Annotated in this window: 21 protein-coding genes (1 of these 21 running past the window's edge); 6 read left to right on the forward strand and 15 right to left on the reverse strand. The window is 60.8% G+C overall.

Annotation, left to right across the window (positions count from 1 at the left end; translation table 11 throughout):
* Positions 1 to 39 precede the first annotated feature (39 nt).
* The 6 genes from H4W29_RS13340 to H4W29_RS13365 all read left to right on the forward strand — a co-directional run bounded on the left by H4W29_RS13340 (position 40) and on the right by H4W29_RS13365 (position 5,391).
* On the forward strand, positions 40 to 363 hold the full coding sequence (locus H4W29_RS13340) for an ArsR/SmtB family transcription factor (protein ID WP_192729324.1): 324 nt from the start codon (positions 40 to 42) through the stop codon (positions 361 to 363).
* A gap of 56 nt (positions 364 to 419) precedes the next feature.
* Positions 420 to 866, forward strand: coding sequence for an SRPBCC family protein (locus tag H4W29_RS13345; protein WP_192729325.1), 447 nt, complete (start codon positions 420 to 422; stop codon positions 864 to 866).
* A 204-nt stretch (positions 867 to 1,070) separates the two neighbouring features.
* Positions 1,071 to 2,054 (forward strand): tripartite tricarboxylate transporter substrate-binding protein, encoded by a 984-nt coding sequence (locus H4W29_RS13350; protein ID WP_192729326.1) that lies wholly within the window; start codon positions 1,071 to 1,073, stop codon positions 2,052 to 2,054.
* A gap of 93 nt (positions 2,055 to 2,147) precedes the next feature.
* Positions 2,148 to 2,609, forward strand: coding sequence for a tripartite tricarboxylate transporter TctB family protein (locus H4W29_RS13355; protein ID WP_192729327.1), 462 nt, complete (start codon positions 2,148 to 2,150; stop codon positions 2,607 to 2,609).
* A gap of 9 nt (positions 2,610 to 2,618) precedes the next feature.
* Complete coding sequence (locus H4W29_RS13360) at positions 2,619 to 4,124, forward strand: tripartite tricarboxylate transporter permease (protein ID WP_192729328.1); 1,506 nt, start codon at positions 2,619 to 2,621, stop codon at positions 4,122 to 4,124.
* 91 nt (positions 4,125 to 4,215) lie between these two features.
* Positions 4,216 to 5,391, forward strand: coding sequence for a M20 aminoacylase family protein (locus H4W29_RS13365; protein WP_192729329.1), 1,176 nt, complete (start codon positions 4,216 to 4,218; stop codon positions 5,389 to 5,391).
* A gap of 6 nt (positions 5,392 to 5,397) precedes the next feature.
* On the opposite strand, the gene H4W29_RS13370 is transcribed toward H4W29_RS13365, so the two are convergent.
* The 15 genes from H4W29_RS13370 to H4W29_RS13440 form a co-directional block, all read right to left on the reverse strand.
* On the reverse strand, positions 5,398 to 7,185 hold the full coding sequence (locus tag H4W29_RS13370; protein WP_192729330.1) for an adenine deaminase: 1,788 nt from the start codon (positions 7,183 to 7,185) through the stop codon (positions 5,398 to 5,400).
* Positions 7,182 to 8,102: a nucleoside hydrolase gene (locus H4W29_RS13375; protein WP_192729331.1), complete on the reverse strand. Its 921-nt coding sequence runs from the start codon at positions 8,100 to 8,102 to the stop codon at positions 7,182 to 7,184. The genes H4W29_RS13370 and H4W29_RS13375 overlap by 4 nt, the downstream gene beginning before the upstream one ends.
* A gap of 4 nt (positions 8,103 to 8,106) precedes the next feature.
* Positions 8,107 to 9,132 carry an ABC transporter ATP-binding protein gene (locus H4W29_RS13380; protein ID WP_192729332.1) on the reverse strand — a complete coding sequence of 342 codons (1,026 nt, stop codon included), beginning with the start codon at positions 9,130 to 9,132 and terminating at the stop codon, positions 8,107 to 8,109.
* Entirely contained in the window at positions 9,125 to 9,904 is a 780-nt protein-coding gene (locus tag H4W29_RS13385; RefSeq protein WP_192729333.1) for an ABC transporter permease, read from the reverse strand. The genes H4W29_RS13380 and H4W29_RS13385 overlap by 8 nt, the downstream gene beginning before the upstream one ends.
* The gene (locus H4W29_RS13390; protein ID WP_192729334.1) at positions 9,901 to 10,728 is read right to left on the reverse strand and encodes an ABC transporter permease; all 828 of its coding nucleotides are present in this window, start codon (positions 10,726 to 10,728) and stop codon (positions 9,901 to 9,903) included. The genes H4W29_RS13385 and H4W29_RS13390 overlap by 4 nt, the downstream gene beginning before the upstream one ends.
* Positions 10,729 to 10,792: 64 nt before the next feature.
* Positions 10,793 to 11,815 (reverse strand): ABC transporter substrate-binding protein, encoded by a 1,023-nt coding sequence (locus tag H4W29_RS13395; RefSeq protein ID WP_192729335.1) that lies wholly within the window; start codon positions 11,813 to 11,815, stop codon positions 10,793 to 10,795.
* A 1-nt stretch (position 11,816) separates the two neighbouring features.
* Positions 11,817 to 12,860: a LacI family DNA-binding transcriptional regulator gene (locus H4W29_RS13400; RefSeq protein ID WP_192729336.1), complete on the reverse strand. Its 1,044-nt coding sequence runs from the start codon at positions 12,858 to 12,860 to the stop codon at positions 11,817 to 11,819.
* Between the two features lie 171 nt (positions 12,861 to 13,031).
* Complete coding sequence (locus H4W29_RS13405) at positions 13,032 to 14,465, reverse strand: efflux transporter outer membrane subunit (RefSeq protein WP_192729337.1); 1,434 nt, start codon at positions 14,463 to 14,465, stop codon at positions 13,032 to 13,034.
* Between the two features lie 154 nt (positions 14,466 to 14,619).
* Complete coding sequence (locus H4W29_RS13410) at positions 14,620 to 17,730, reverse strand: efflux RND transporter permease subunit (RefSeq protein WP_192729338.1); 3,111 nt, start codon at positions 17,728 to 17,730, stop codon at positions 14,620 to 14,622.
* A gap of 50 nt (positions 17,731 to 17,780) precedes the next feature.
* The gene (locus tag H4W29_RS13415) at positions 17,781 to 18,998 is read right to left on the reverse strand and encodes an efflux RND transporter periplasmic adaptor subunit (protein WP_192729339.1); all 1,218 of its coding nucleotides are present in this window, start codon (positions 18,996 to 18,998) and stop codon (positions 17,781 to 17,783) included.
* 150 nt (positions 18,999 to 19,148) lie between these two features.
* Entirely contained in the window at positions 19,149 to 19,751 is a 603-nt protein-coding gene (locus tag H4W29_RS13420) for a TetR family transcriptional regulator (RefSeq protein WP_192729340.1), read from the reverse strand.
* Between the two features lie 98 nt (positions 19,752 to 19,849).
* Positions 19,850 to 20,794: a phosphoribosylaminoimidazolesuccinocarboxamide synthase gene (locus H4W29_RS13425; RefSeq protein ID WP_192729341.1), complete on the reverse strand. Its 945-nt coding sequence runs from the start codon at positions 20,792 to 20,794 to the stop codon at positions 19,850 to 19,852.
* Positions 20,795 to 20,868: 74 nt separating this feature from the next.
* Positions 20,869 to 22,614, reverse strand: a complete 1,746-nt coding sequence (locus tag H4W29_RS13430) for an SLC13 family permease (protein ID WP_192729342.1) — start codon at positions 22,612 to 22,614, stop codon at positions 20,869 to 20,871.
* Between the two features lie 107 nt (positions 22,615 to 22,721).
* Positions 22,722 to 23,405 (reverse strand): phosphoribosyltransferase, encoded by a 684-nt coding sequence (locus H4W29_RS13435; protein WP_192730732.1) that lies wholly within the window; start codon positions 23,403 to 23,405, stop codon positions 22,722 to 22,724.
* Positions 23,406 to 23,416: 11 nt separating this feature from the next.
* Positions 23,417 to 23,976, reverse strand: partial view of a pseudouridine synthase gene (locus H4W29_RS13440; protein ID WP_192729343.1) — the 3' portion only. The gene runs 247 nt beyond the window's last position; only the last 560 of its 807 coding nucleotides appear in the window; its start codon lies beyond the right edge, outside the window — the gene reads right to left on this strand; it ends in the stop codon at positions 23,417 to 23,419.

Consider the following 23,976-nt stretch of genomic DNA (forward strand, 5'->3'; position numbering starts at 1 on the left):
ATAAGATCATAATAGGCAACCAAATGGTTCCATATTCGCATGGATGAAGATGCGGTTTTTCGAGCGCTGGCGGATGGCAGCCGGCGACGCCTGCTGGATCGCCTGCATGCGCGCAACGGCCAGACGCTCGGCGAATTGTGCGAAGGGCTGGAGATGACGCGGCAGGCGGTGACGAAGCATCTCGGCATTCTCGAAGAAGCGAACCTCGTTTCCACGCGCCGGCAGGGGCGCGAAAAGCTGCATTACATCAATCCGGTTCCGATCAACGAGATTGCGGACCGCTGGATCAGCAAATTCGAGCGCCGCGCGTTAGAGGTGCTCTCCGATCTCAAGAAGAGCCTCGAGGGCAGCAAAGACGAATGAATCGTCCCGCCTGCCGGCGAGGGTCTGACCAAGCCCTGGCGAAAAGGAGTATCATCATGGCTGGCAGCGCATTCAATTACGTCACCTATATCCGCACCACACCGGAGCAGCTCTGGTCGGCACTCACCACGTCGGAATTCATGAAGAAATTCTGGCTGGGCGTGCAGTTCGAAACCGATTGGAAAGTCGGCTCTGCCTGGCAGATGCGCTACTCCGACGGAACCGTCACCGATACCGGCGAAATCCTCGAATTCGATCCGCCCAGGCGGCTTGTCCTGAAGTGGCATAATGAGTTCAGGCCGGAGCTCAAGGCTGAAGGGTTTTCCCGGTGCGTAATGGAGCTCGAACCCGTCGGCGAGGCGGTCAAGCTGACGCTGACGCATTCGATGCCGATAGAAGGTTCCAAGTTCATTGGCGCCGTCTCCGGCGGGTGGCCGCAAATTCTCTCCAACCTCAAATCGCTCTTGGAAACGGGTGAGGTCGTCCTTCCACCAAACCGGTGAAGGACAAGCGATGGGTGGATTTCCACCCATCGCTTTAACCATTTGTTTCCAAATCGACCCATGCTGCAGCGCACTGTCGCAAAATCATCATTCCTCCTTACGCGCGGCGATTGCGGGCGCAGGTTTTCGGCCTGCAATGAGCTATCCGAGCCGGTGCGGAGGATGCGCCGGCGGGACGACCCATTTTCATCAGGGAGGAAAACGATGAAAATCCTGAAGGCCATGCTCGGCGTGACCGCCGCCGCTGCCGTTTCGCTGCTCGCTTATTCTGCCTCGGCGCAGACCTATCCCGAACGCACCATCACCATGGTCGTACCTTTCGCAGCCGGCGGCCCGACCGATACCGTCGCGCGCCTCATTGCGGAATCCATGTCAAAGGATCTTGGCCAGCAGATCGTCGTTGAAAACGTCGGCGGTGCTGGCGGCACGCTTGGCGCTGGCCGCGTTGCCGATGCCGATCCGGATGGCTACACCATCCTGCTGCACCATATCGGCATGGCGACCAGCGCTACGCTTTACCGCAAGCTCGCCTACGACACACTGAACGCCTTCGAATATGTCGGTCTCGTTACCGATGTTCCGATGACGATCGTTGCCCGCAAGGATTTCGAACCGGCCGATCTGAAGGGCCTGATCGACTATGTGAAGGCGAACAAGGACAAGGTCACTGTCGCCAATGCCGGCATCGGTGCCGCATCCCATCTTTGCGGCATGATGTTCATGAGCGCCATCCAGACGCCACTCACGACTGTTCCCTACAAAGGCACCGGCCCCGCCATGACTGACCTTCTCGGCGGCCAGGTCGATATCATGTGCGACCAGACGACCAATACGACGAAGCAGATCAAGGGCGGCACGATCAAGGCCTATGCCGTGACCTCGCCGGCACGTCTCGATGTGTTCAAGGACATTCCAACCGCCGTCGAAGCCGGCCTGCCGGGCTTCGAAGTCGGTATCTGGCACGGCATCTACACGCCAAAGGGCACGCCGGCCGAAATCAACGAGCGCCTGTCGAAATCGCTGCAGGTCGCGCTGAAGGATCCGAATGTCGCTGCCCGATTTGCCGAGCTTGGCACTGCTCCCTCGTCGGATGCCGATGCGACACCGGCTGCGCTGAAGGCGAAGCTCGAGAGCGAAATCGCCCGCTGGAAGCCTGTCATCGAAGCAGCCGGCGAATACGCGGACTAAGCCTGGCTGCCGCATTTGCACCCTCTTCCCGGCCGGGAGGAGGGTGTTTGCAGCTTCCGCAGCGACGCTCAATCTCCAACTGCAGGAGACATTATGAAATCTCTTAGCTTCGACACCACCAATGTCATCTGCGGCGCCTTGCTCGCTGCAACTGGCGTCTTTTTCGCCTATCAGTCGCTGAACCTTGATATCGGTACGGCGCTGCGTATGGGCCCCGGTTACTTTCCGCTCGTCCTGTCAGGCATCCTCGTCCTGCTTGGTCTCATCATTCTCGTTCAGGCCGTGCGGGTTCAGGGTGAACCGATCGAACCGCTCGCTTGGCGCGGCATGCTCTTCATCCTGCCGGCGCCGATTTTCTTCGGGCTGACGGTGCGTGGACTCGGTTTTGCGCCGGCAATCTTCCTGACGTGCTTCATCGCCTGCTTCGCCTCCACTCGCATGAACGTGCTGATGGCAGTTGGCCTTTCGCTGGTGCTGACGGTCTTTTCGGTGGCGGTGTTCAGCTACGGGCTCGGGCTGCCGTTCGAACGCTTCGGCCCCTGGGTTCGGTTCTAGGAGGCGGCGATGGAACTTTTCAGCAATCTCGCGCTCGGTTTTTATACGGCAGCAAGCCCGGAAAACCTGTTCTTCTGCCTAATCGGCGTGTTGCTTGGCACGTTGATTGGCGTGCTGCCCGGTATCGGTGCCACGGCGACGATCGCCATGCTGCTGCCGATCACTTTCCAGCTTGAGCCGGTCTCCTCGCTCATCATGTTGGCCGGCATCTACTACGGCGCCCAGTACGGCGGCTCGACGACAGCGATCCTCATCAATATGCCCGGCGAATCCTCATCAGCCGTGACAGCCATCGACGGCTATCAGATGGCACGGCGGGGCAGGGCGGGCGCGGCCCTTGCAATTGCCGCACTCGGCTCCTTCTTCGCCGGGTCGGTCTCGACCTTCCTCGTGGCGGTCTTCGCGCCGCCATTGACGGCAATCGCGCTGCAGTTCGGTTCGGCGGAATATTTCTCGCTGATGATCGTCGGTCTCGTCTCTTCCATCGCGCTGGCTCATGGCTCGGTCGTCAAGGCACTGGCCATGGTGGCCCTCGGGCTGCTGCTCGGTCTCGTCGGCACGGATATCTATACCGGCACGCCGCGCTTCACGCTCGGCATTCGTGAATATGCCGACGGGCTGAATTTTGTGGCGCTTGCCGTCGGTGTCTTCGGCATTGCGGAAATTCTGCGCAATCTGGAGGGCGAGAAGACTCGTACCGTGCTGATGGCGAAGGTTTCGGGGCTCCTGCCGTCAAGGGAAGAGTTCAAGGAGATGATCGCCCCGGTCATTCGTGGCACGGTCATTGGCTCGGCGCTCGGCATCCTGCCAGGCGGTGGAGCGATCCTTGCCTCCTTTGCCTCCTATACGGTGGAAAAGCGTGTCTCGAAGAAGCCGGAAGAGTTCGGTCATGGCGCTGTTGCCGGTGTTGCCGGACCGGAATCGGCCAACAATGCCGGGGCACAGACCTCGTTCATTCCGCTGCTGACGCTCGGTATTCCTGCAAACCCTGTCATGGCGCTGATGGTCGGTGCTATGATCATCCAGGGCATTGTACCGGGACCGAACGTGGCGACGGAGCAGCCGGCGCTTTTCTGGGGCATCATCGCCTCCATGTGGATCGGCAACCTGATGCTCGTCATCCTCAACCTGCCGCTGATCGGCCTGTGGGTGAAGCTGCTGACGGTGCCGTACTACGTGCTCTTCCCGGTGATCATGGCCTTCTGCTCGATCGGGGTCTATAGCGTCAACTCCAACGTCTATGACCTCTACGCCGTCGCCTTCTTCGGCCTGATCGGCTATGTGCTGGCGAAGCTCCGCTGCGAACCGGCGCCGCTGTTGCTCGGCTTCGTGCTTGGGCCGCTGCTGGAGGAAAATCTGCGGCGCGCCATGATCCTGTCGCGCGGCGACGCCACGACCTTCATCACACGGCCGATCAGTGCTACGCTGCTCGCGATCGCTGTTGCGGTGTTGATCATCGTCTTCCTGCCGAGCGTCAAGCGCAAGCGCGAAGAGGTCTTCGTCGAAGAGGCCTAGGGCTTGCGTTGCCGGGCTGTTTGTTGAAAAAAGAACGATCTGATGCGGGCGCCGTCGGGCGCCCGTTTCGTTTTACAGGATATCCAGGCTCATGAGCATTCCCGCCCGGATCAGCAACGATCTGCCCTTTCTAACCTCTGTCCGTCGCGATTTGCATGCCCACCCCGAACTCGGCTTCGAGGAGGAGCGTACCAGCGATATCGTCGCGAAACTGCTGGATGAGGCGGGTATCCAGGTGCACCGCGGCCTTGGCGGCACCGGTGTCGTCGGAACGCTGCAGATCGGCAATGGTACGCGCAGGATTGGGCTGAGGGCAGATATGGACGCGCTCGCCATGCCGGAAACGGCGGATCGCCCTTACAAGTCGAGCGTGCCGGGCAAAATGCATGCTTGCGGCCATGACGGGCATACGGTGATGTTGCTCGGCGCGGCACGCTATCTGGCTGAAACGCGCAGTTTTTCCGGCACTGTGCATTTCATCTTCCAGCCGGCCGAAGAGGGCCGTGGCGGTGCAAAGCGCATGGTGGAGGAGGGACTGTTCAAGCAGTTTCCCTGCGATGCCGTCTATGGGTTGCACAATATGCCCGGGCTTGCCGTGGATGAGATCGCGGTCGTCAAGGGGCCGCAGCTTGCGTCTTCGGATAGCTGGCGGGTCACCTTCCGGGGTGTTGGTACGCATGGCGCAAAGCCGCATCTCGGCCGCGATCCCATCACAGCTGCGGCCACTTTCCTTTCGTCTCTGCAGACCATCGTCGGGCGCGTCGTCGATCCCCTTCAGCCGGCCGTCGTCAGCGCCTGTTCACTCCAAGCCGGCAATCCGAAGGCATTGAACGTCATCCCCGATATTGTCGAGATCGGAGGAACGGCGCGGGCCTATTCGCCTGAGGTGCGCGACCAACTTGAAGCCGAAATCGGGCGTCTGGCGCAGGGAACCGCCGCCATGTTCGGCATTTCGGTCGATTATGAATTCGAACGCCGCATTCCGCCCGTCGTCAATGACGCGGATGCGACCGTGCGGGCGCTGGGTGCCGCACAGGCGGTGTTCGGTGAAAAGGTGCGTACCAGCTTTCCGCCGTCGACTGCCGGGGATGATTTCGCTTTCTTCGGACAAAATGCGCCCGGCTGTTATGTCTGGCTCGGCAATGGCCCGGCTGTCGATGGAGCGCTGCATCACAACACCGCCTACGACTTCAATGACGAGGCGCTGGGCTATGGCGCGGCCTATTGGGTGTCGCTGGTAGAGCGGGAGCTCAAGGCTGAGGCGTAGGCCGCCTCAAAACGTTTCCAGCACGGGGCTTTCCAGCACCTTGCCGGTGATGACGTCGGCAATGCCGCGGTCAGTCTGGTGTGGGCCGATATTGCAGGCAAGGGTCGCGCCAAAGCAGGCCTTGAAGACCAGATAGGGCGGCTTCCAGTCAACGATTTTTTCCATCGCCTTGCGGATCGCGGCAAAGCCTTCGGCAGTTTCCTGCAGGGAGGCATCGCTCACGAGGCCGGAGAGCGGCAGGGGCAGCAGGGCCTCGATGTGGCCGTCCTTTGCGACGGCCATGCCGCCGCCGGCGTCAATGACGGCATTGGCGGCAAGCGCCATGTCGCCGGCATTTCCGCCGAAAACGGTGAGGTTGTGGCTGTCATGCGAGACCGTCGTGCAGAAGGCGCCGCGCCACTCACTCCAGCCAGTCAGGAAGCCGACACGCGGTTTGTCGTCTGCAAGCCCATGACGGTGCGCGACGGCTATCATGGCGCTGCCGGCGGGTGGCACGACGAAGCCGTCGCGAACGTCTGCTTGGGCTTCACCCCATTGGGTAAAGCGCGGGCGATCGATTGTTGCGAGGCGTACTTTGCTGCCGTTGGCGGGAATGCGGAAATCGTCTTCGGCAAGCGGTACGAGCTTGACCGATTGCATGAGCGGCCCGGCGTCGAACGACGGAAGGCGATCCCTGATCATGCCATTTTCGGCGATTAGGCGACCGTTGGCGATGACGGCGCGGGTCTTGAATTCACTCATGTCCTCGAACAGCACGAGATCGGCTCGGCGCCCGGCGGCGATGAGCCCGAGGTCGGAGCGCTTCAGGCGTTGTGCGGCGTTGAAGGTAGCGGCTTGTAATGCCCATTCCGGGCGCATGCCGTAGCGCACGAGGCGACGCACGACGTCGTCGAGGCCGCCATTCTGATAAAGTTCATCGGGGAAGACATCGTCGGTGCAGAGCGTGACGGTCGGTGGAAGGTGGCCGATACCGTTCAACGCATCGACAAATTCCTTCAGCAGATGATCGTGCGAGCCGCGCAACTCGATCGTCATTCCGGCCGCCAGCTTCTGCAGCAGATCGGCGCCCGAAGTGAGTTCATGGTCGGAAGTGACGCCGGCTGCCATAAAGGCGTTGAGGTCAGCACCCTCCAGTCCGCGGGCATGACCGCAGACGAGCTTTCCTGCAACAAGACCGGCATTGACGATATCAGTCATGCGCGGATCGCCATCGATGACACCGCGCATGTTCATCACTTCCGCGACGCCACCGATCGCCGGCGAGCGCAGCAGTTCGGCGATGACGCCGGCATCGAAATCTGCACCGGCGAGCTCCAGGCCGGGGGCGGAGGGAACGCAGGAAGGGGCAAGCAGGATCATGCGCAACGGCAGATTGCGCGAAGCTTCGATCGCCCAGCGTACTCCGTCCAGGCCATGGACATTGCCGAATTCATGCGGATCCCAGACAATCGTCGTCACGCCGCGCGGCAACACGGCTTCAGCATATTCAGCCGGCGTGACCATAGAGCTTTCAATATGCATGTGCGTATCGATGAGACCGGGAGAGACGATGCTGCCGGTTGCGTCGATTACGTTGGTAGCGTCCATGCGGCTTGCCGGCGTGTGAACACTTGCGATCAAAGCGCCGACTAGGCCGATATCGGCTTCGCGGATCAGGCCGGTGATCGCATCAAGGATACGGCCGCCGGTCACAAGCACATCGAAGGGAGCATCGCCGCGGGCCGCAGCGACGGCACGGGCGCGTAAGGCGGGCTCGTTGAGATCGGCGGGTTCCTGGCGCGGAGTTGCAGTCATTTGCGAGCCTCGTTGACCAGAGCGGCGAGAATGATGACACGCGCCATGTCGGCATCGATGTCGGCAGCGAACTGTGCATTAAACGTTGCATGGGTGGCGCGGGTTTCAACGACCGTGCGCCCGCGCGTATGCTGCCCCTGCAATTCCACGTCGATGCGGGCAGGGCGGAAGCTCACCACTTGCGGAGCGACGAAGGCGACGGCAGCCGAAGGATCATAGATCGCCATGGCAGGACGACCGCGGCTGGTGCCGATGCGGATATAACCGGCAAACATGTCGGCGATCAACTCGGCATTGGCGCCGCCGGCAGTGCGGATCGGATCGGCGTCCTCGGGCTTTGCAAGAACCTTGCGGCAGAGATCGAGATCGACCATGTGCAGCGGCAGCTTGTGGGCGATGACGATCGCCAGCGCCTCGGGATCGGCGAGTGCGTTGAATTCTGCGGAAGCCGTATGATTGCCGGAGGTGACACCGCCGCCCATCCAGACGAGTTCGGTGATGCGGGCGGCAAGATCGGGCCGGGCGAGCGCGAGTGCGGCGATATTCGTCAGCGGTCCAAGCGCCAGAACGCGGTGCGGGCCTTCCAGTTCCAGCCAGCGGCAAAGCGCGACGAAGGCATCACTATCCGGCAGGATCGGGGCCGGTGGCAGATGTTTGCCGGTTGTCGGAATGCCGCTTTCGCCCAGGATCGCCTGGGCAGTCTCTAGCCTGCCGAGGACGGGCATGTCGCGACCGGTATGGATCGGAAATTTCCAACCGAAGGCCTTGGCAGCGCCCGCCGCATTGGTGCGCACCTGCGGCAACGGCGCATTGCCGAAAACCAGAGAGACGCCGTCGATGTCGAGTTCCGCGTTCGTCACCACCATGATGGCGGCGATATCGTCGAACCCCATGTCTGTGTCGATCCAGACGCCCATGATTTCACCCGAAACGCTTGAGGCTTGCGGAAATTGCGACCGGCAGGTCGAAGGCGATCGTACTGTTGAGTTCGTGTTGCGGCAGGGCGGCGTCCACTTCCGCCTTGATCGGACCGAGCGCGCTGTCCAGCAGATATTCGCGGCTGTTGCCGGCGAAAGAAGTGCCGCGCACGGTGCCTTGGAAAGGACCAGAACCAAGAACCACCGCGCGCGGCCGCCAGGCCAGGCCCGCCGCACCTTCAGGCGCTGCGTCGGAAAGCGCGACAGCGCCGTTCGGCGTCGCGAGTTTTCCGTCCTTCAGAGCAAAGACGTTTTCGAAGCCGACGAAATCGGCCACGAAGGAGGAAACAGGTTTGTTGTAGATGTCCTCGGGAGTGCCGATCTGCTCGATGCCGCCGTTCAGCATGACGATGATGCGGTCGGCAAGGGCAAGGGCCTCCGCCTGGTCGTGGGTGACGAAGATCATCGTCACGCCGGTTTCCTTCTGGACGCGCTGCAGCTCGGCGCGCATCTCAAGACGCAGGCGGGCGTCGAGATTGGAAAGCGGCTCGTCGAGCAGCAACACCTTCGGTTCCATGACCATGGAACGGGCGAGTGCGACGCGCTGCTGCTGGCCGCCCGAAAGTTCGCCCGGCTTGCGGCCGGAGAATTTCGCAAGCCCGACGGACTTGAGGCCAGCATTGACCTTGGCATCCAGATCCTGGCCGCGAAGGCCCTTCAGGCGCAGGCCGAAGGCGACGTTTTCATAGACCGTCAGATGCGGGAAAAGCGCGTAGGACTGGAAGACGAGGCCGACAGCGCGCTTGTTTGCGGAGACGCGGGTGATCTCAGCGCCATCGAGATTGATGCGGCCGGAGGCCGGGTTCAGCAGGCCGGCAATGGCGCGCATGGTCGTCGTCTTGCCACAGCCGGAGGGGCCGAGAAGGGCTACCAGCTCGCCTTTGGCGATCGACAGATCGAGGTCCCTCACCGCGACCGTATCGCCATAGGCGAGTGTCAGCTTGTCGAGTTGAAGGTAGGCATCAGACATAGCGAGAGAATCCTAGGAAGCGTTCGGCGAGGAAGACGATGCCGATCGAAAGGAAGGCGAGCAGCGCCGAGAGCGCGGCAACGGAGGGGTCGTAGGTGGTCTCCATATAGCCCAGCATGTCGATCGGCAGGGTGCGGACGCCAGGGCCGGAGAGGAAGAGCGAGACCGGCACCTGATTGAAGCTGGTGACAAAGCCGAGGATGAAGGCGGCGAGAATGCCGCCGCGGATATTTGGCATGACCACGCGGAAGAAGGCGCCGAGCCGCGAGGAACCGAGCAATATGGCGGCTTCCTCGATATCCGAGCGCAGGTTGCCAAGGCTTGCGGACACAACACGCACCGTATAGGGCAGCACCAGCGCCGTATGGGCGAAGAAGAGCGCCAACGTGATGTTGAAGCCGAAGGGCACGACCAGGTAACGCAGCAGCGCCAGACCGACAATGATGCCAGGCACAATGATCGGCAGTGAGACGATGGTTCTTACCGTCTCTGCGCCCGGCAGACGATAGCGCGACAGGGCATAGGCGGCGGGGATGCCGAGGAAAAGAGCTGCAAGCGTGCCGAAGACCGCAAGGAACATCGACATGGCGAAGCTCTCGCGGAAGCTATCGATGGTGAAGACCTTGGCGACCCAGCGCAGCGACAGGCCCTGCGGGGGGAAGGCCAGCGTGTCGCCGGCCGAAAGCGAAGCGGCGATGATGATCAGGAAGGGGCCGATCAGGAAGATCAGCAGCAGGAAGAGCACGACGGGTGACAGGAGACGGATGCTCATCGGCCGTTCCTCGCAGTAGCAAGCCGTTTCAGCAGGATATTGGCGGCAAAGCTCATGACGATCAGGATGAAGGCGATGACGCTTGCCGAGATGAAATTATTGGCGACCGAGACCTGCTGATACAGCAGCGTTTCCAGCATCAGCACTTTGGAGCCACCGAGGATGGCCGGCGTGATATAGGCCGTCAGCGAGCCGGTGAAGACCAGCGTGCCGCCGACGACGAGGCCTTCCTTGGTGAGCGGCAGGATGACTTTCCAGAAGACCTGGAACCAGTTCGCACCGAGCACGCGAGCAGCCGGAATGGCATCCTTCGGCATGTTCTCAAGCGCGCTGATCAGCGACAGGATCATCAGCGGCAGGAAAAGCTGCAGCAAGCCGATGAAGACGGCGGTTTCGGTGAAGAGCAGGCGCAGCGGCTCCGGACTGAGACCGAGACCGGTGATGGCTTCATTGACGATACCGGTGCGGCCGAGAATGACAATCCAGGCATAGGTGCGCGCGACCGGCGAAATCATCAGCGGCAGGGTGATGAGGCCGATCATTCGGCCCTTGCCCTTCGGAGGAAGATTGACGATCGCGAAGGCGGCGGCATAACCGATAACGGCCGAAACAGCCGTCACTTCGAGGCCGAGCCGGAAGGTGCGGAAGAAGACGGTGCGGTTCAGCGTTTCGGAGAAGAAATCGGTATAGGCGGCAAGCGTCCAGGCTCCACCACTGCGAAAACCTTCCGAAAGCAGGATCGCGACTGGCAGCAGAAAAACCAGGGCGGCGAAGATCGCTGCCGGCAGGGTAAGCGCCAAGGCTTCTGCGCGGTTCTGGAACATGGGACGCCTTTCGAGCGGAGGAAGGGTCAGTCCCGGCCGCTGCCGGGACCGATTTCAGACTGGCTTACTGGCCGACCTTTTCGTTCCATTCCTTCAGCCAGCCATTACGATTGTCGAGGGCGGCTGCGGAGGAGATGAGTTTCAGGCTCTTGGCGGTTTCTTCGCCATAGGTGATGTTGTTGGCGACCTGGTCGGAGACCTTGACTTCCTTGTTCGCCGGGCTGTCGATCAGCTTTTCGGCGAGCTTGGTCTGGACTTCGGTCGAGAGCCAGAAGTCCATGAACTGCAGAGCGAGATCCTGGTTCTTCGAGCCCTTGGTCAGGACCAGCACGTTCATGCCACCCGTCTGCCCCTCCTTCGGTGTTGCCCAGGCAACGGGAACGTCGAGCTTGGTGAAGCCTGCCCAGGAGAAGCGGCCGATCGGAGCGGCCCAGATTTCTTCCTGCTGCATCAGCTGCACGAGCTGGGAGGACTTTTCATAGAAGGTGACGATCTCGTCCTTCTTTTCGCCAAGCGCTTCGATCGGTGCCTTCAGATCAGGTGTGTCCTTGCCGAGCGCGAGGCCAAGCATATAGAGCGCCGGCGGGCCCTGGTTGGTCGTGACGTTCGGGAAGGCGACGTGACCAACATATTCTGGCTTCAAGAGATCGGCCCAGGACTCGATCTTCATCTTGTCGGAGCGATAGGCGATCGAGGTGGCGTAAAACGTGTAGCCGACGCTCATGCCGTCGCCGTTCGGATCCTTGGCGACATCATAGAGCTTGGAGAAATTTTCGAGCTTGGACGCATCGACCTTGTCGATCAGGCCGGCGCGGGAAGCCGCAAGGCCGTCAGCCATGGAGACGGCGGCGAGATCGACCACCGGATTGGCCTTGTTGGCTTCCATCTTGGCGATGCGTTCGACGCTATTGCCGGTTTCGACGACAAGCTTGCAGCCGCACTTGGCTTCGAAGGGATCGTAGACGATCGTCTTGTAGTCATCCTGCGCGAAAGCATAGACGGAAATGGTCAATGTCCGCTCCTGCGCAGCGGCACCAAGCGGGAATAGGGCGGCCAGCGCCACCGATGTAATCAGGGCTTTCTTCATTCTACAAGTTCTCCATCTCTGAGGTTTTTGGTGCCGGGTTCGCGAGCCCGGATGACTGGCGGATGATGAGTTGCATGGGCACGCGTTCGGTCTCCGCCGTAACCAGCACGCCCTCTCGGGTGCCGCTTTCGTTTATTCTGTCGACCAGTGCCGAGACGGCGATTTCGGCAATGGTATCCATGTCCATCCTCACCGTTGTCAGCGAGGGGGTGACGACAGGCGACCAGATGAGATCATCGAAGCCGGTGACGCTGACATCGGCGGGCACGCTGATGCCCTCCTGCTGCAGTTCGGTCAGCGCGCGCAGCGCCTGCAAGTCGGAAAGGGCGGCAAAGGCGGTGAAGCCCTGATGCGCCTTTGCTGCAAGGCCCAGCCGGCAGTCGGCACCCGTCTCGTTCTCCAGCCGCTCGATCCAGAGCGTTTCGGAGCGCATGCCGGGCTGCAGGCCGGCCCTGATGCCGCCGGCTCTGTCGTTCTGGACATTGGACTCGTGATTGTTGCCGATGATGAGGATCTGCTTGTGGCCGAGGCTCGCAAGGTGGGCGGCGATCTCCTTGCCACCCTGCCAGTGATCGGCGGCGACCGTATTGCCGGGCGTGGAGGCGGTATCGATCACTGCCACCGGGCAGCTTGCGGCGGAAATGCGGGTGGCACGGCGCGGCACGACCACCATGCCGTCGACGCCACGCTCCACCAGCCGGTTGATCGCTTCGGTCTGCGCCGTGATATCGCCGCGAGAGTCGGCGATCAGCACGCCATAGCCTGCTGCGGATGCAGCATATTCGATGGCCTGGGCGATCTTCGGAAAGAGAGGATTGGCAATGTCAGGAAGGACAAGGCCGAGCACGCCGCTGCGGCCGGTGCGCAGAGCCCGGCCGGCCTGGCTCGGCACATAGCCGAGTTCGGCAGCATGCGCGCGAATTCTTTCGATTAGGGCGTCGGAAACACGGCCTTTGCCGGAGAGCGCATTGGAGACCGTGGCAACGGAGACACCGAGCGACGTCGCTATCCTGCTGAGATTGGGTCCCGGGCGTTGTGAAGCCATCGTTTTTGAAGTGCTGCGCTTAATCGTTTAATCAACTGCATAGCGTAGCGATTACGGCTTGTCGAATCCAAATTCCTCCTATGCGCATATTATCTATTCCGACAGATATTCACGCAAAGAAAAAGCCCCGCGGCAAACCGCGGGGCTTGGGAATAACGCTATGCGAGGACCTTAGCTGCCCTTGGTAACCTTGACCGGTCCCGGACTGGTGGTCTTGCCGCCCGGAGCGAAGCCGCCACCGGTTGCGATGTTGAGCGCAGCGTAATCCTTTGCCATCTGCTGAACAGCGGCGGCAAGGCTTGCCTGAGCGAGAGAGACCTGACGCTGGGCATCGAGAACGTCGAGCAGCGAGGACGCGCCGTCCTTGTAGGATGCCGTCGAAAGCTCGAGGGTTTCCTGGGTCGTCCTGACCTGGGCGCGCAAAGCATCAACCGTCTGGGCGTCGCGGCGAACGGCCGAAAGGGCATTCTCAACCTGCTCGACTGCCGTCAGAACGGTCTGCTTCCAGGCGAGATAGGATGCGGCTGCGTCGGACTTGGAAACGTCGACATTGGCGCGCAGGCGGCCACCGTCGAGGATCGGCAGGTTCAGGGTTGGGCCGAAGGACCACGCCGACAGGCCGCCGTGTATGCCGCGCTGGTTAATGTAGCTCGGCGAGATCGAACCGGACAGCGAGATCGACGGGTAGAGCTGAGCCTCGGCGACACCGATCTGGGCGGTAGCGGCGGCGAGGTTACGCTCGGCCTGGCGAATATCCGGACGGTTGCGGATCAGGTCGGCCGGAACGCCGGAATTGATACCGCCGCGGAAAGTCGGCTGACCGGAGCCACGCAACAGTTCATCGACCATCGTACCAGCCGGCTGGCCGACGAGGGTGGCGATATGATGGGCCGAAACGCGGATGTTGGTTTCGAGGCCGGGGATTTCTGCGAGCGTCGACTGGACAAGACCTTCAGCCTGTACGACGTCGAGGCGGGACGCCGCACCTGCCTCAAGCTGGAACTTGGTGAGGTCGTAGGTTTCCTGACGGGACTTCAGGTTGGCCTTCGAAAGCGCCAGGCGCTGCTGGAAGAAGCGCAGATCAATATAGGTTGAGACAAGGTCCTGGATGTAAGACAGCTTGGCGATGTCGGCACCCGCGTAAGCGGAATCAAGAGAGGCGAGGGCGCTTTCCTTGCTGCGTCTGTAGAGACCGAACAGATCGAGCAACCAGGATAGGGAAAGCTGTCCGGCGCTGGTGTTGCGGGTGTTAGGCTGGTCGCGCAGCTCGCCGGTCTGGCCACTGATGGTGTGGGAAGCGCCGACATCGAGGGCGGGCAAGGCACCGGCGCCGGCGATGGTTACGTTGGCGGATGCGGAATTGATACGCTCGATCGCTTGTTGAATCGTCAGGTTCTGGCTAAGGCCGGTCTGGACAAGGCTGTCGAGCTTGCGGTCGTTATAGGCGGTCCACCAGGCCGTGGTAGCGACATCGCCGATGTTCTTTTTGCCACCTTCACTGAATTTTCCAGGAAGCGCCATTTCAGGAGGTACGTGATCAGGGCCTACTACACAGCCCGACAGCAATAACAATAGCGCCGGTGTGGCATAACGAAGAGATACCATGCATTTCATCCTGTAACTCGAGCAAGTCAATTCTTGTCCGAAGCGTCATGCTTCACTATCGGCCTGACGCGCCTCGTTCCTTACGCTAAACACATGCCGAAGCAGTCCGTGCGCAATGTAGCAATCCGGAAAGCTTTCTCACAGTGCATTTATATCACACTCCCGCCTCATTTTTTTGCCGTGTGGCAAAGGTGCGGCGGATCACGACGAAGAAGGACGGCACGAAGAAAATGCCGAGCATCGTCGCCGAAAGCATCCCTCCGAGCACGCCGATACCGATCGCGTTCTGGGCGGCGGAGCCCGCGCCCGTTGCGATGGCCAAAGGCACGACGCCGAGAATGAAAGCCAGAGATGTCATGATGATCGGGCGCAGGCGCAGCCTTGCTGCTTCCAGCGTCGCCTCGAAGAGCCCCATGCCCGTCTCCATTCGGTCCTTTGCGAATTCCACGATCAGGATAGCGTTCTTCGCGGCAAGGCCGATGGTCGTGAGCAGGCCCACTTTGAAATAGACGTCGTTCGCCTGCCCGAAGAGCGTTGCTGCGGCAAGCGCGCCGAGCACGCCGACCGGCACGGCCATGATGACCGAGAACGGGATCGACCAGCTCTCGTAGAGCGCAGCCAGGCAGAGGAAGACGACGAGAACCGAAATCGCGTAAAGCATCGGTGCCTGCGAGCCCGAGAGCCGCTCCTGATAGGAGATGCCCTGCCAGGCGACCGTGTAACCGCCGCCGAGCTGTTCGGTCAGGGCTTCCATCTCATTCATTGCCTCGCCGGAGGAGACTCCAGGGGCTGCCGCACCGTCGAGCGGGATCGCGCTGACGGCATTGAACCGGGCGAGTGAGGGCGCGCCTTCGACCCACTGGGTTGTCGTGAAGGCGGAGAAAGGCACCATCTCGCCGGCGTTGTTGCGGGCATACCAGTGGTTCAGATCGGTCGGCTGCATGCGGAAGGGAGCGTCGCCCTGCACGTAGACAGGCTTGATCTCGCCGTTCAGCGTGAAGTCGTTGACGTCGCGGCCGGTGAAGATGATCGACAGCATGGAATTGACCGAGGCGAGGTCGACACCCATGGCGCCGATCTTCTCCTGATCGATCAGGATCTTCATCTGCGGCTCGACTTCCTTGTTGTTCGAGCGTAGTGCGACGACCTTGCCGGTGGAGCCGGCCATCTGGATCAGCCGCTTGGAAGCGGCCGTCAGAGCTTGATTGCCATGGCCGCCGGTGTCCACCAGATACATGGAGAAGCCGCTCGACACGCCGAGACCCTGGATCGCTGGCGGCAGCAGTGCAAAGACCTGCGCCTCGCGGATCGAAAAGAAGTTCTTGAGAGCCCGGCTGACCACCGACTGCGCGCTGAGATTGGGATCGGTGCGCAGCGAGAAATCCTTGAGCTTGGTGAAGACGATGGCGCTGTTCTGGCCCGAACCGTTGAAGCCGAAGCCGAGCGCGCCGAAAACGGAATCCACCGCATCCTTCTCATTTTCACGGAAGTATTTTTCGACCTTTTCAACGACGGCCTGCGTCTGCTGCGTGGTGGAGCCCGGCGGCGTGGTGACGATGGTCAAGAGCACGCCCTGGTCTTCCTGCGGCAGGAACGAACTCGGCAGGCGCGTGAAGAGATAGGCGCAGCCGACGCCGACCAGCAGGAAAACCAGCATGACGCGGATCGGCCGCTTCAAGAGGTAGCCGATGGTGCGGACATAGCCGTTGGTCGAGCGGGTGAAATTGCGGTTGAACCAGTCGCCGATGCGATGCTTCTTATGCTCGTTGACCGGCTTCAGCATCGTCGCGCAGAGCGCCGGCGTCAGCACGATGGCGACGAGCGCAGACAGCAGCATGGCCGAAACGATGGTGATGGAGAACTGGCGATAGATGATGCCGGTCGAGCCGCCGAAGAAGGCCATGGGGATGAAGACGGCGGTCAGCACGAGAGCGATGCCGACGATGGCGCCGGTGATTTCGCCCATCGACTTCTCGGTCGCTTCAAGCGGCGAGAGCTTTTCCTCCGACATGATGCGTTCGACGTTTTCCACGACGACGATGGCGTCGTCGACGAGAAGGCCGATCGCCAGCACCATGGCGAACATCGTCAGCGTATTGATCGAATAGCCTGTTACCGCGAGGACTCCGAACGTGCCCAGAAGCACGACGGGAACGGCAATGGTCGGGATCAATGTCGCGCGCAGGTTCTGCAGGAAGATGAGCAGGACCACGAAAACGAGCACGATCGCCTCGATCAGTGTATGCACGACCTTCTCGATCGACAGCTCGACGAAGGGGGTCGTGTCGTAGGGATAGGTAATCTCGACACCTTCCGGCAGGCCACGGCCGATCGTTTCGAGTGCGGCGCGGACACGGGCGGCGGTATCGATGGCGTTCGCGCCAATTGCGAGGTTGACGGCGAAACCAGATGACGGCAGACCATTATAGCGCGAGCTGCCGCCATAGCTTTCCTGGCCGATTTCGACGCGGGCGACATCGCTGAGGCGGACTGTCGAACCGTCCTTTTCAACCTTCAGGATGATGTGCTCGAAATCCGCGACCGTAGTCAGCTGGCTCTGCGCGGTGATGGTGACGTTGATCTGCTGGCCCGGGACGGCAGGCTGGGCGCCGAGCGAGCCGACGGAGACCTGCGTATTCTGGGCCTGGATAGCAGAGGTCACGTCGCCTGGTGTGAGCTGAAACTTCTGCAGCTTGAACGGGTCGAGCCAGACGCGCATGGCGTAGCCGGAGCCAAACACGTTGATGCTGCCCACGCCTTCCAGGCGCTGGATCTGGTCCTCGATCGAGGTCGACATGATATTGCCGAGATCGACGGAGGTGCGCTTGCCGTCCGTCGAGACCAGCGAGCCGACGAGAAGAATGCTCGAGGTGGAGCGCGTGACGCTGATGCCGGCATCGATGACATCGCCCGGGAGCTGCGACTGGACGAGCTGCAGCTTGTTCTGGACCTGCACCTGCGCGATGTCAGGATTGATGCTGGTCCCGAAGGTCAGCGAAATGCTGGCCGAGCCTGTCGATGAGGTCGAGGTCATGTAAGTCAGGTCGTCGAGACCAGTCATGCCGTCTTCGATGATGGTGGTCACCGATTTTTCGACCGTCTCGGCGCTCGCGCCGCGATAGCTGGTGTTGATGCGGACCGTGGTCGGCGCAATATCAGGATATTGCGAGATCGATAGCGTGAAGATGGCGAGCAGACCTGCGAGCATGATGGTGATCGCAATGACCCAGGCGAAGATCGGTCGTCGGATGAAAAACTTGGCCATCGGTTATTCCTGTACGGCTGGGACGGTGACGATGCGAAAGTGCCTGCGCATTACTTTGCTGCGGGCTTCTGTTCGCCTCCGGCCACGGGCTGATCGGCAGGGACAACCACGCCGTTGTCGTTGATCTTCATTGGAACCGGCTTTACCGGCATGCCTGATACAATCGACTGCAGGCCGCTGACGATCAGCTGATCGCCGTCCTTCACGCCTTGCGTCACCAGCCAGGAATTGTTGGAGGGCGTTGCATTTTCGAAGACACGGGTCTCGACCTTGCCCTCGGCGGAAATGAACTGTGCGGTCAGGCGACCGTTGGCATCGCGGGTTGTTGCAAGCTGCGGCAGGGAATATCCTGCTTCAGCACCGAGCTCGACTGTGGCGCGGACATACATGCCGGGCAGGACGACGCGGTCCGGGTTCGGGAAAACCACGCGAATGATGAAGGTGCCGGTCGTTTCGCTGACGACCTGCTTCGACATGTCGAGTTTGCCCTTCTGATTATATTCACGGCCGTCTTCAAGGATCAGGCGGAACGCTATGTTGTTGTCCTCGCCCTTGACCTCGCCGGCAGCGATCGCATCACGCAATTTCAGCAGGTTGGTGCTCGATTCCGTCAGCGAAATGTAGATCGGATCGAGTTGACGGATGGTTGTCAGTGCGGTCGACTGGTTGGCTGCAACGACGTTGCCGATGTTGTAGGCGGTCTGGTCGATGATGCCGTCGAAGGGGGCCGTGATCTTCGTATGATCGAGGTCGATCTGCGCTGCGGTCAATGCCGCCTTTGCGGATTCGACCTCTGCATTCGCCTGGGCAAGGGCCGTGCGGGCGGTTTCGAATTCGATCTGCGTTGCGCCGCTGCCGACCAGACGCTGGTAGCGATCGAAATTGCTCTGGGCGCTCGGCACGCTTGCCTGAGCCTTGGAAATCGCGGCCTGGGCCTGCTCGACTGCTGCGCGGTAGGCGGCATCGTCGATTTGATAGAGCAGGTCGCCCTTCTTGACTTCGCCGCCTTCCTTGAACGCGATTTCACGGATGATGCCGTTTACCTGCGGGCGGATATCGGCCACCTGGAAGGCTTCGGCGCGGCCAGGCAAGATCGTGGTGATAGGATAGGTATCCTTCTTCAGCGTGACCACACCGACCGGGGCGGCCTGCTGGGCAGCGCCGCCTGCGCCTGCATTGCCGGCGGGCTTGCTGCCGCTCTCGTTGCAGGCGGTGAGGCCAACAACCACCAAGAGGGCCGAGGAGACGATGAGGGCACGCCTGATCATGCTGAATTCCTGTGCGGTTGGCAGTAGCGGTTCAATCGCCGGCCCTATGAGGCGCCGCTCTATATAGGAGTGATGATTGATCCGGAAACAGATGCCGTTATCCGATATTAAGAAAAGCTTTACGAAGTGACGTAATTCAGCAATCGTCACTTAGCAAGGGTTATTTTGCAGTGCGGCATCCACGAAACACACGATTTTTTCCGCACGGTGAACAAGTGTGTTTTTGTCGTCCTTGGCAATGAGAATGGGATGCAGAACACAGGCTAGAACGTCTGCAACGGTGCGGGCTGCGACGGCGGTATTGTCGCAATGGTAATTACCTTCGGCTACGCCTTCACGGATGATCTCGCCGAGCTTCTGCTCTATCCGTTCGCGATAGCGATGACCGGCATCGAGCTTGGCGTCGATCGTCGAGATCACCATTTCGAAGATGTAGGGGTTCTGCTGGATGTCTTGCAGATGACTGTCGAGCAAGCGCAGGACGAAGCTCAGCAATTGCTCCTTCGGCGGCAGGCTGGTGTCGACGGCGGCGAAGCGCTCCGTGGCATTGCCGAGATGGCGCTCGGCAATCGCATCGACAAGCAGCGCCTTTGATTGAAAATGCTTGAAAACATTGGCTGGCGACATGTGCAGCGACGAGGCGATATCGGCGATGGAAACTGCGACGAAGCCGCGCTGGCGAAACAGCGTCTCCGCCATCGAGAGGATATCCTCCCGGGTCTCTTCGGCCTTGCGTCTGGGCCTGCGTGCCATCTGTCCCCCGCCGGGCTTGGCCCGGCACCCCTTTTTTCCAATGCTAGCGCGATTGGTTGAAAGGCCGCAAGCAGGCTCGCAGCTTTGTCTTCAACGGTTCAGGAAAAATAGGGTGCGAGATTTGCTCGAACACGTGCGGCTGGTGTTTCACCGCGGTCGTCGGGCATGAAACGTTCGCCGGTGATCCATTCATAGGCTTTGATGTAGACGGCCGAGGTCTGCTCGATCAGCTCGACCGGAATTTCCGGAATTTCATCCTTGTAAGGGTCGCAGCGCTCGACCACCCAGGCGCGCACGAAGTCCTTGTCGAAGCTTTCCGGTCGCTTGCCCGCTTCGAAGGCGGCGGTATAGGTTTCCGCCACCCAGTATCGGCTGCTGTCGGGCGTATGGATTTCGTCGGCGAGAATGATGTTGCCATTCTCGTCCGTGCCGAATTCATATTTGGTGTCGACAAGGATCAGGCCGCGTTTTGCCGCCATTTCCTGGCCGCGGGCGAAAAGCGCCAGTGCATATTTCGAAAGTGTTTCCCACTGCTCTTTTGTTAGCAGTCCGCGGCTGACGATTTCGGCTGGCGTCAGCGGCTCGTCGTGGCCGCCGTCGAATTCCTTGCTGGTCGGCGTGATGACCGGCTCGGGAAGAATCTGGTTGTCGCGCATGCCGTCGGGCAGGCGCATGCCGTACATTTCTCGCTCACCCTTCTTGTAGAGTGTGAGGATCGATGTGCCGGTCGTGCCGGCGAGATAACCGCGTACGACGATCTCGACAGGAAGGATATCGAGCCGCTTGCCGATGACGACATTCGGATCGGGATAGTCGAGAACGTGATTGGGGCAGATGTCCTTCGTTGCCTCGAACCAGTAGCGGGCCGTCTCGGTCAGCACCTGTCCCTTGTAGGGAATGCAGGTCAGGATGCGATCGAAAGCGCTCAGCCTGTCGGTGCTGATGATGATGCGCCGCCCATCCGGAAGATCGTAATTCTCGCGCACCTTGCCACGGTAGTAGTTCGGCAGTTCCGGGAAATGGGCTTCGGAGAGAATACGCACGGCGCCTGGCTATCCTTCTATCGGCTAAGACTGTCCCTGCTCTAGTTTCATTGCCGGGGAAGTCAAGCAAAGGCTCATTCAAGCCAGAAGACGGCGATGAGAATAAGCGTGACTATATAGCCGGCGAGCGTCAGCGGCCAGCCGGCGCGCAGAAAATCGCCGAAGCGGTAGCTGCCGATGCTCATCGACAGCGTATTGTTGTGATGACCGAAGGGGGTCAGGAAATCCTGCGAGGCGCCTGCTGCCACCGCAATCAGATAGGCTTGCGGTGGCTGCTGGCCGGCTCTTGCAAATTCCAGCGCAATTGGCGCAAGCACGATTGCGACCGTCGCGTTGTTGACGAAAGGCGTCAGCGCCATGGCGAGAAACAAAATGAGTGCAATGCCCCACAGGGGATGGCTGATCGGGAAGGCCAGGCTCAGCCATGTTGCGAGGATCTCGGCCGTGCCCGTTGTTGCAACGGCCTGGCCGATCGGGATCATCGCGGCGAGCATGATGATGATCGGCCAGTTGAGATCCGCCATTGCATGGCGAATGTTGAGATAGCCGGGCAGTGCGAGCGCCAGCACCACGAAGGCGAGAGCAATATCGGGGCGCAGGCCGAAGGCGGAAGCGACAACGCCGCATGCAAAGATTGCAAAAGGCTGCCATGAAGCTGACGATCCGGGCGAGGGCGCTGCGGCCGCAAGCGGCAGGCATTCACACTCTTCCAGCGCCTCAGCGATCGCCGCTTTCGGGCCTTCCAGCACCAATATGTCGCCGATCGAAAGCTGCAGATCCGCAAAACGTCCTTCGATACGGGGAGAACGCATCGCCAGTGCTGAAACAGTGACGCCGCGATTGCGGAAGACTTCCAGCGATGCGATGCGCGAGCCGACGACCGTACTTTCCGGCATGACGACGGCTTCGATGCTGACGAAATCCGGCTGCAGTCCGTGCGGATGGACGTCTCGCACCAGCGCCTGTGAGGCGGCCAGATCCGCGAAGACCGAATCCTCGCCCTGCGCCAGCAGAATATCGCCCGGCTGAATGACCGATTGTTCGAGCGGGCCAAAGACGAAAGCCCTGTCGCGGATCAGGGCATGGGGCTGGATGCCGAAACGCTCGGGGCATTGGGCAAGTGTTATGCCGACGAGCGGCGAATGCTCGGGAATGCTGCGCTCCACGACGATGCGGCGGACCGGCTGAGTTGGCACTTCCGCGGTCTCGTCCTGCTCCGAAAACAATCGCTGCACAACTAGCGCGATCAGCAGGATGCCTGTTATGGCGACCGGAAGTCCGACATAGGCAAAGTCGAAAAAGCGGAAACCCTTGCCGGTGGTTTTTTCAAGCGCATCGCTGACGAGAAGATTGGCGGGTGTGCCGATCAACGAGACGAGACCGCCGAGAAGAGCAGCGAAGGAGATCGGCATCACGAGCTGCCGGCGCGGAATGCTCATGAGCGTGCTCAGCCGCAGCGCCAGCGGCAAGCTGATCGCAAAGGCACCGATATTGTTCATGAAGATCGAGATGAAGCCGGTCAGAGCGGAGACGCCTGTTATGACCCGGAAATGCGAGAGACCCGATGCCACGAAGCGCTCGGAGAGGCTGTCAAAGAGTTTGGTGCGCGCCAGCACTTGAACGATCAGCAGAATTTCGACCACGGTGACGACGACAGGGCTTGCGAAGCCCGCAAAGATGCTATCGGCGGGATAAAGACCGAGCATATAGCCCGCAAGCAATCCGCCGATCGAGATAACTTCCATGCGCAGGCGGTCGAGGGAGAACAGGAAGAGCATTGCCACCAGCAGGATCAGGAGGGCTGCTTGCTCAAGCGTCATCGGGGGTTCCTGTCTTCGATCACACGCCGAATGTAGCTCTTCGTCTCGCACTGTATAGCTCGTTCAGACGAAAGAATGATCGGTCCTTACATTGATCTTGATGTCGCTCAGGCAGGTCTGCGCCATTTTCCTTCGGCGGTCCGCTTTAGGATGGGCGTGGCAAAAACGCCTTTCGTGCGTGCCTGCCATTGAGGGCCTGTGGCGTCGAGTTTGGCGCGCCAGCGGTCCGATTGCAGCATGGCCGCGCCAATGACGACGGGTTCTGTGCCGCAGCTTGCGAGCAGATCGAGACCTGCAACGATCGAGGCCCCGCTCGATATGACGTCATCGATCAGCGCGACACGGCGTCCTTCGAGGAGGGGCAGCATGCGCGGATCAACATAGAGCCGTTTCTGTTGTTCCGGCGTGGTGATCGATGAGAGGGCGACCGATAGCTCGTCGCGATACCAGAATTTGCGGGAGGTGCCGAGCGGCACATAACGGCTGTGGCCGAGCTTCTGGGCAACGGCCGCCGCAAGTGTCAGGCCGAGTGTCGGCAGGCCGGCGACGACATCGATGCCTGATGGTTCTATCTTTGCCGCAAGGTTTTCGGCGAGCACATCCAGCACCGCAAAGCTTGCCTGATTGATGATCAGCGAGGCCAGCGCATGCTCACCATCCGAAAGGACCCGGATCGGCAGCCGCAACTGCCTGCCATCTTCCAGTTCCGCTATAAAGAAGGAGGTGAAATTGCCGCCCGTTTCGAAACTGCCCGGCGGATGGATCTCCTGCCAGAAATCATGCGGCTTCATCTCGTTCATTCTCAATCCCGTATTGCCTTACCGGTGCCGACCTTCCGGCGAAGGTCCTTCAGTTCAGATTCAGTCAGCGCCCGGACCGATCCCTTCGGCAGGCCGCCGAGCTCCAGCCCACCGATCGCGACACGCACGAGCCGCAGGCAGGCGATATCGAGCGCTTCCAGCATCCGGCGGATCTGCCGGTTGCGGCCTTCCTGCAATTCCACTTCGATCCAGGAGTTGCGGTCGCCGTCACGCAGCTTGCGGGCAGCGGTGGCGCGCAGCAGTTCGCCGTCATGCCGAAGACCTGACATCATCGCTGTCAGCATGTCGTTATCGGCGATCCGATCGATCTGCACATGGTAGGATTTCGAGACGTGGGTGATTGGATCGAGCAGCGTCTGGGCGAATTCCGTATCGTTGGTAAAGAGCAGCAGCCCCTCGCTCGCCTTATCGAGCCGACCGACAGGAGAGAGGTGCGGGACATCAAAATCGGCCAGACAGTCATATACGGTCGGGCGACCTTCCGGATCATGACGAGTGGTCACAAGACCGCGCGGCTTGTTGAGCATCAGGTAGATCCTGA

It is taken from the genome of Rhizobium viscosum, assembly GCF_014873945.1.
GTDB classification, from domain to species: Bacteria; Pseudomonadota; Alphaproteobacteria; order Rhizobiales; family Rhizobiaceae; genus Rhizobium; species Rhizobium viscosum.

Bases quoted from the DNA above. Each gene is read 5' to 3' on its own strand.
- H4W29_RS13420 (WP_192729340.1), bottom strand. From the start codon at position 19,751: ATGGCACGCAGGCCCAGACGCAAGGCCGAAGAGACCCGGGAGGATATC.
- H4W29_RS13340 (WP_192729324.1), top strand. From the start codon at position 40: ATGGATGAAGATGCGGTTTTTCGAGCGCTGGCGGATGGCAGCCGGCGA.
- H4W29_RS13345 (WP_192729325.1), top strand. From the start codon at position 420: ATGGCTGGCAGCGCATTCAATTACGTCACCTATATCCGCACCACACCG.
- H4W29_RS13375 (WP_192729331.1), bottom strand. From the start codon at position 8,102: ATGGGCGTCTGGATCGACACAGACATGGGGTTCGACGATATCGCCGCC.
- H4W29_RS13355 (WP_192729327.1), top strand. From the start codon at position 2,148: ATGAAATCTCTTAGCTTCGACACCACCAATGTCATCTGCGGCGCCTTG.
- H4W29_RS13390 (WP_192729334.1), bottom strand. From the start codon at position 10,728: ATGTTCCAGAACCGCGCAGAAGCCTTGGCGCTTACCCTGCCGGCAGCG.
- H4W29_RS13360 (WP_192729328.1), top strand. From the start codon at position 2,619: ATGGAACTTTTCAGCAATCTCGCGCTCGGTTTTTATACGGCAGCAAGC.
- H4W29_RS13430 (WP_192729342.1), bottom strand. From the start codon at position 22,614: ATGACGCTTGAGCAAGCAGCCCTCCTGATCCTGCTGGTGGCAATGCTC.
- H4W29_RS13350 (WP_192729326.1), top strand. From the start codon at position 1,071: ATGAAAATCCTGAAGGCCATGCTCGGCGTGACCGCCGCCGCTGCCGTT.
- H4W29_RS13400 (WP_192729336.1), bottom strand. From the start codon at position 12,860: ATGGCTTCACAACGCCCGGGACCCAATCTCAGCAGGATAGCGACGTCG.
- H4W29_RS13395 (WP_192729335.1), bottom strand. From the start codon at position 11,815: ATGAAGAAAGCCCTGATTACATCGGTGGCGCTGGCCGCCCTATTCCCG.
- H4W29_RS13435 (WP_192730732.1), bottom strand. From the start codon at position 23,405: ATGAAGCCGCATGATTTCTGGCAGGAGATCCATCCGCCGGGCAGTTTC.
- H4W29_RS13370 (WP_192729330.1), bottom strand. From the start codon at position 7,185: ATGACTGCAACTCCGCGCCAGGAACCCGCCGATCTCAACGAGCCCGCC.
- H4W29_RS13405 (WP_192729337.1), bottom strand. From the start codon at position 14,465: ATGGTATCTCTTCGTTATGCCACACCGGCGCTATTGTTATTGCTGTCG.
- H4W29_RS13380 (WP_192729332.1), bottom strand. From the start codon at position 9,132: ATGTCTGATGCCTACCTTCAACTCGACAAGCTGACACTCGCCTATGGC.
- H4W29_RS13410 (WP_192729338.1), bottom strand. From the start codon at position 17,730: ATGGCCAAGTTTTTCATCCGACGACCGATCTTCGCCTGGGTCATTGCG.
- H4W29_RS13415 (WP_192729339.1), bottom strand. From the start codon at position 18,998: ATGATCAGGCGTGCCCTCATCGTCTCCTCGGCCCTCTTGGTGGTTGTT.
- H4W29_RS13385 (WP_192729333.1), bottom strand. From the start codon at position 9,904: ATGAGCATCCGTCTCCTGTCACCCGTCGTGCTCTTCCTGCTGCTGATC.
- H4W29_RS13365 (WP_192729329.1), top strand. From the start codon at position 4,216: ATGAGCATTCCCGCCCGGATCAGCAACGATCTGCCCTTTCTAACCTCT.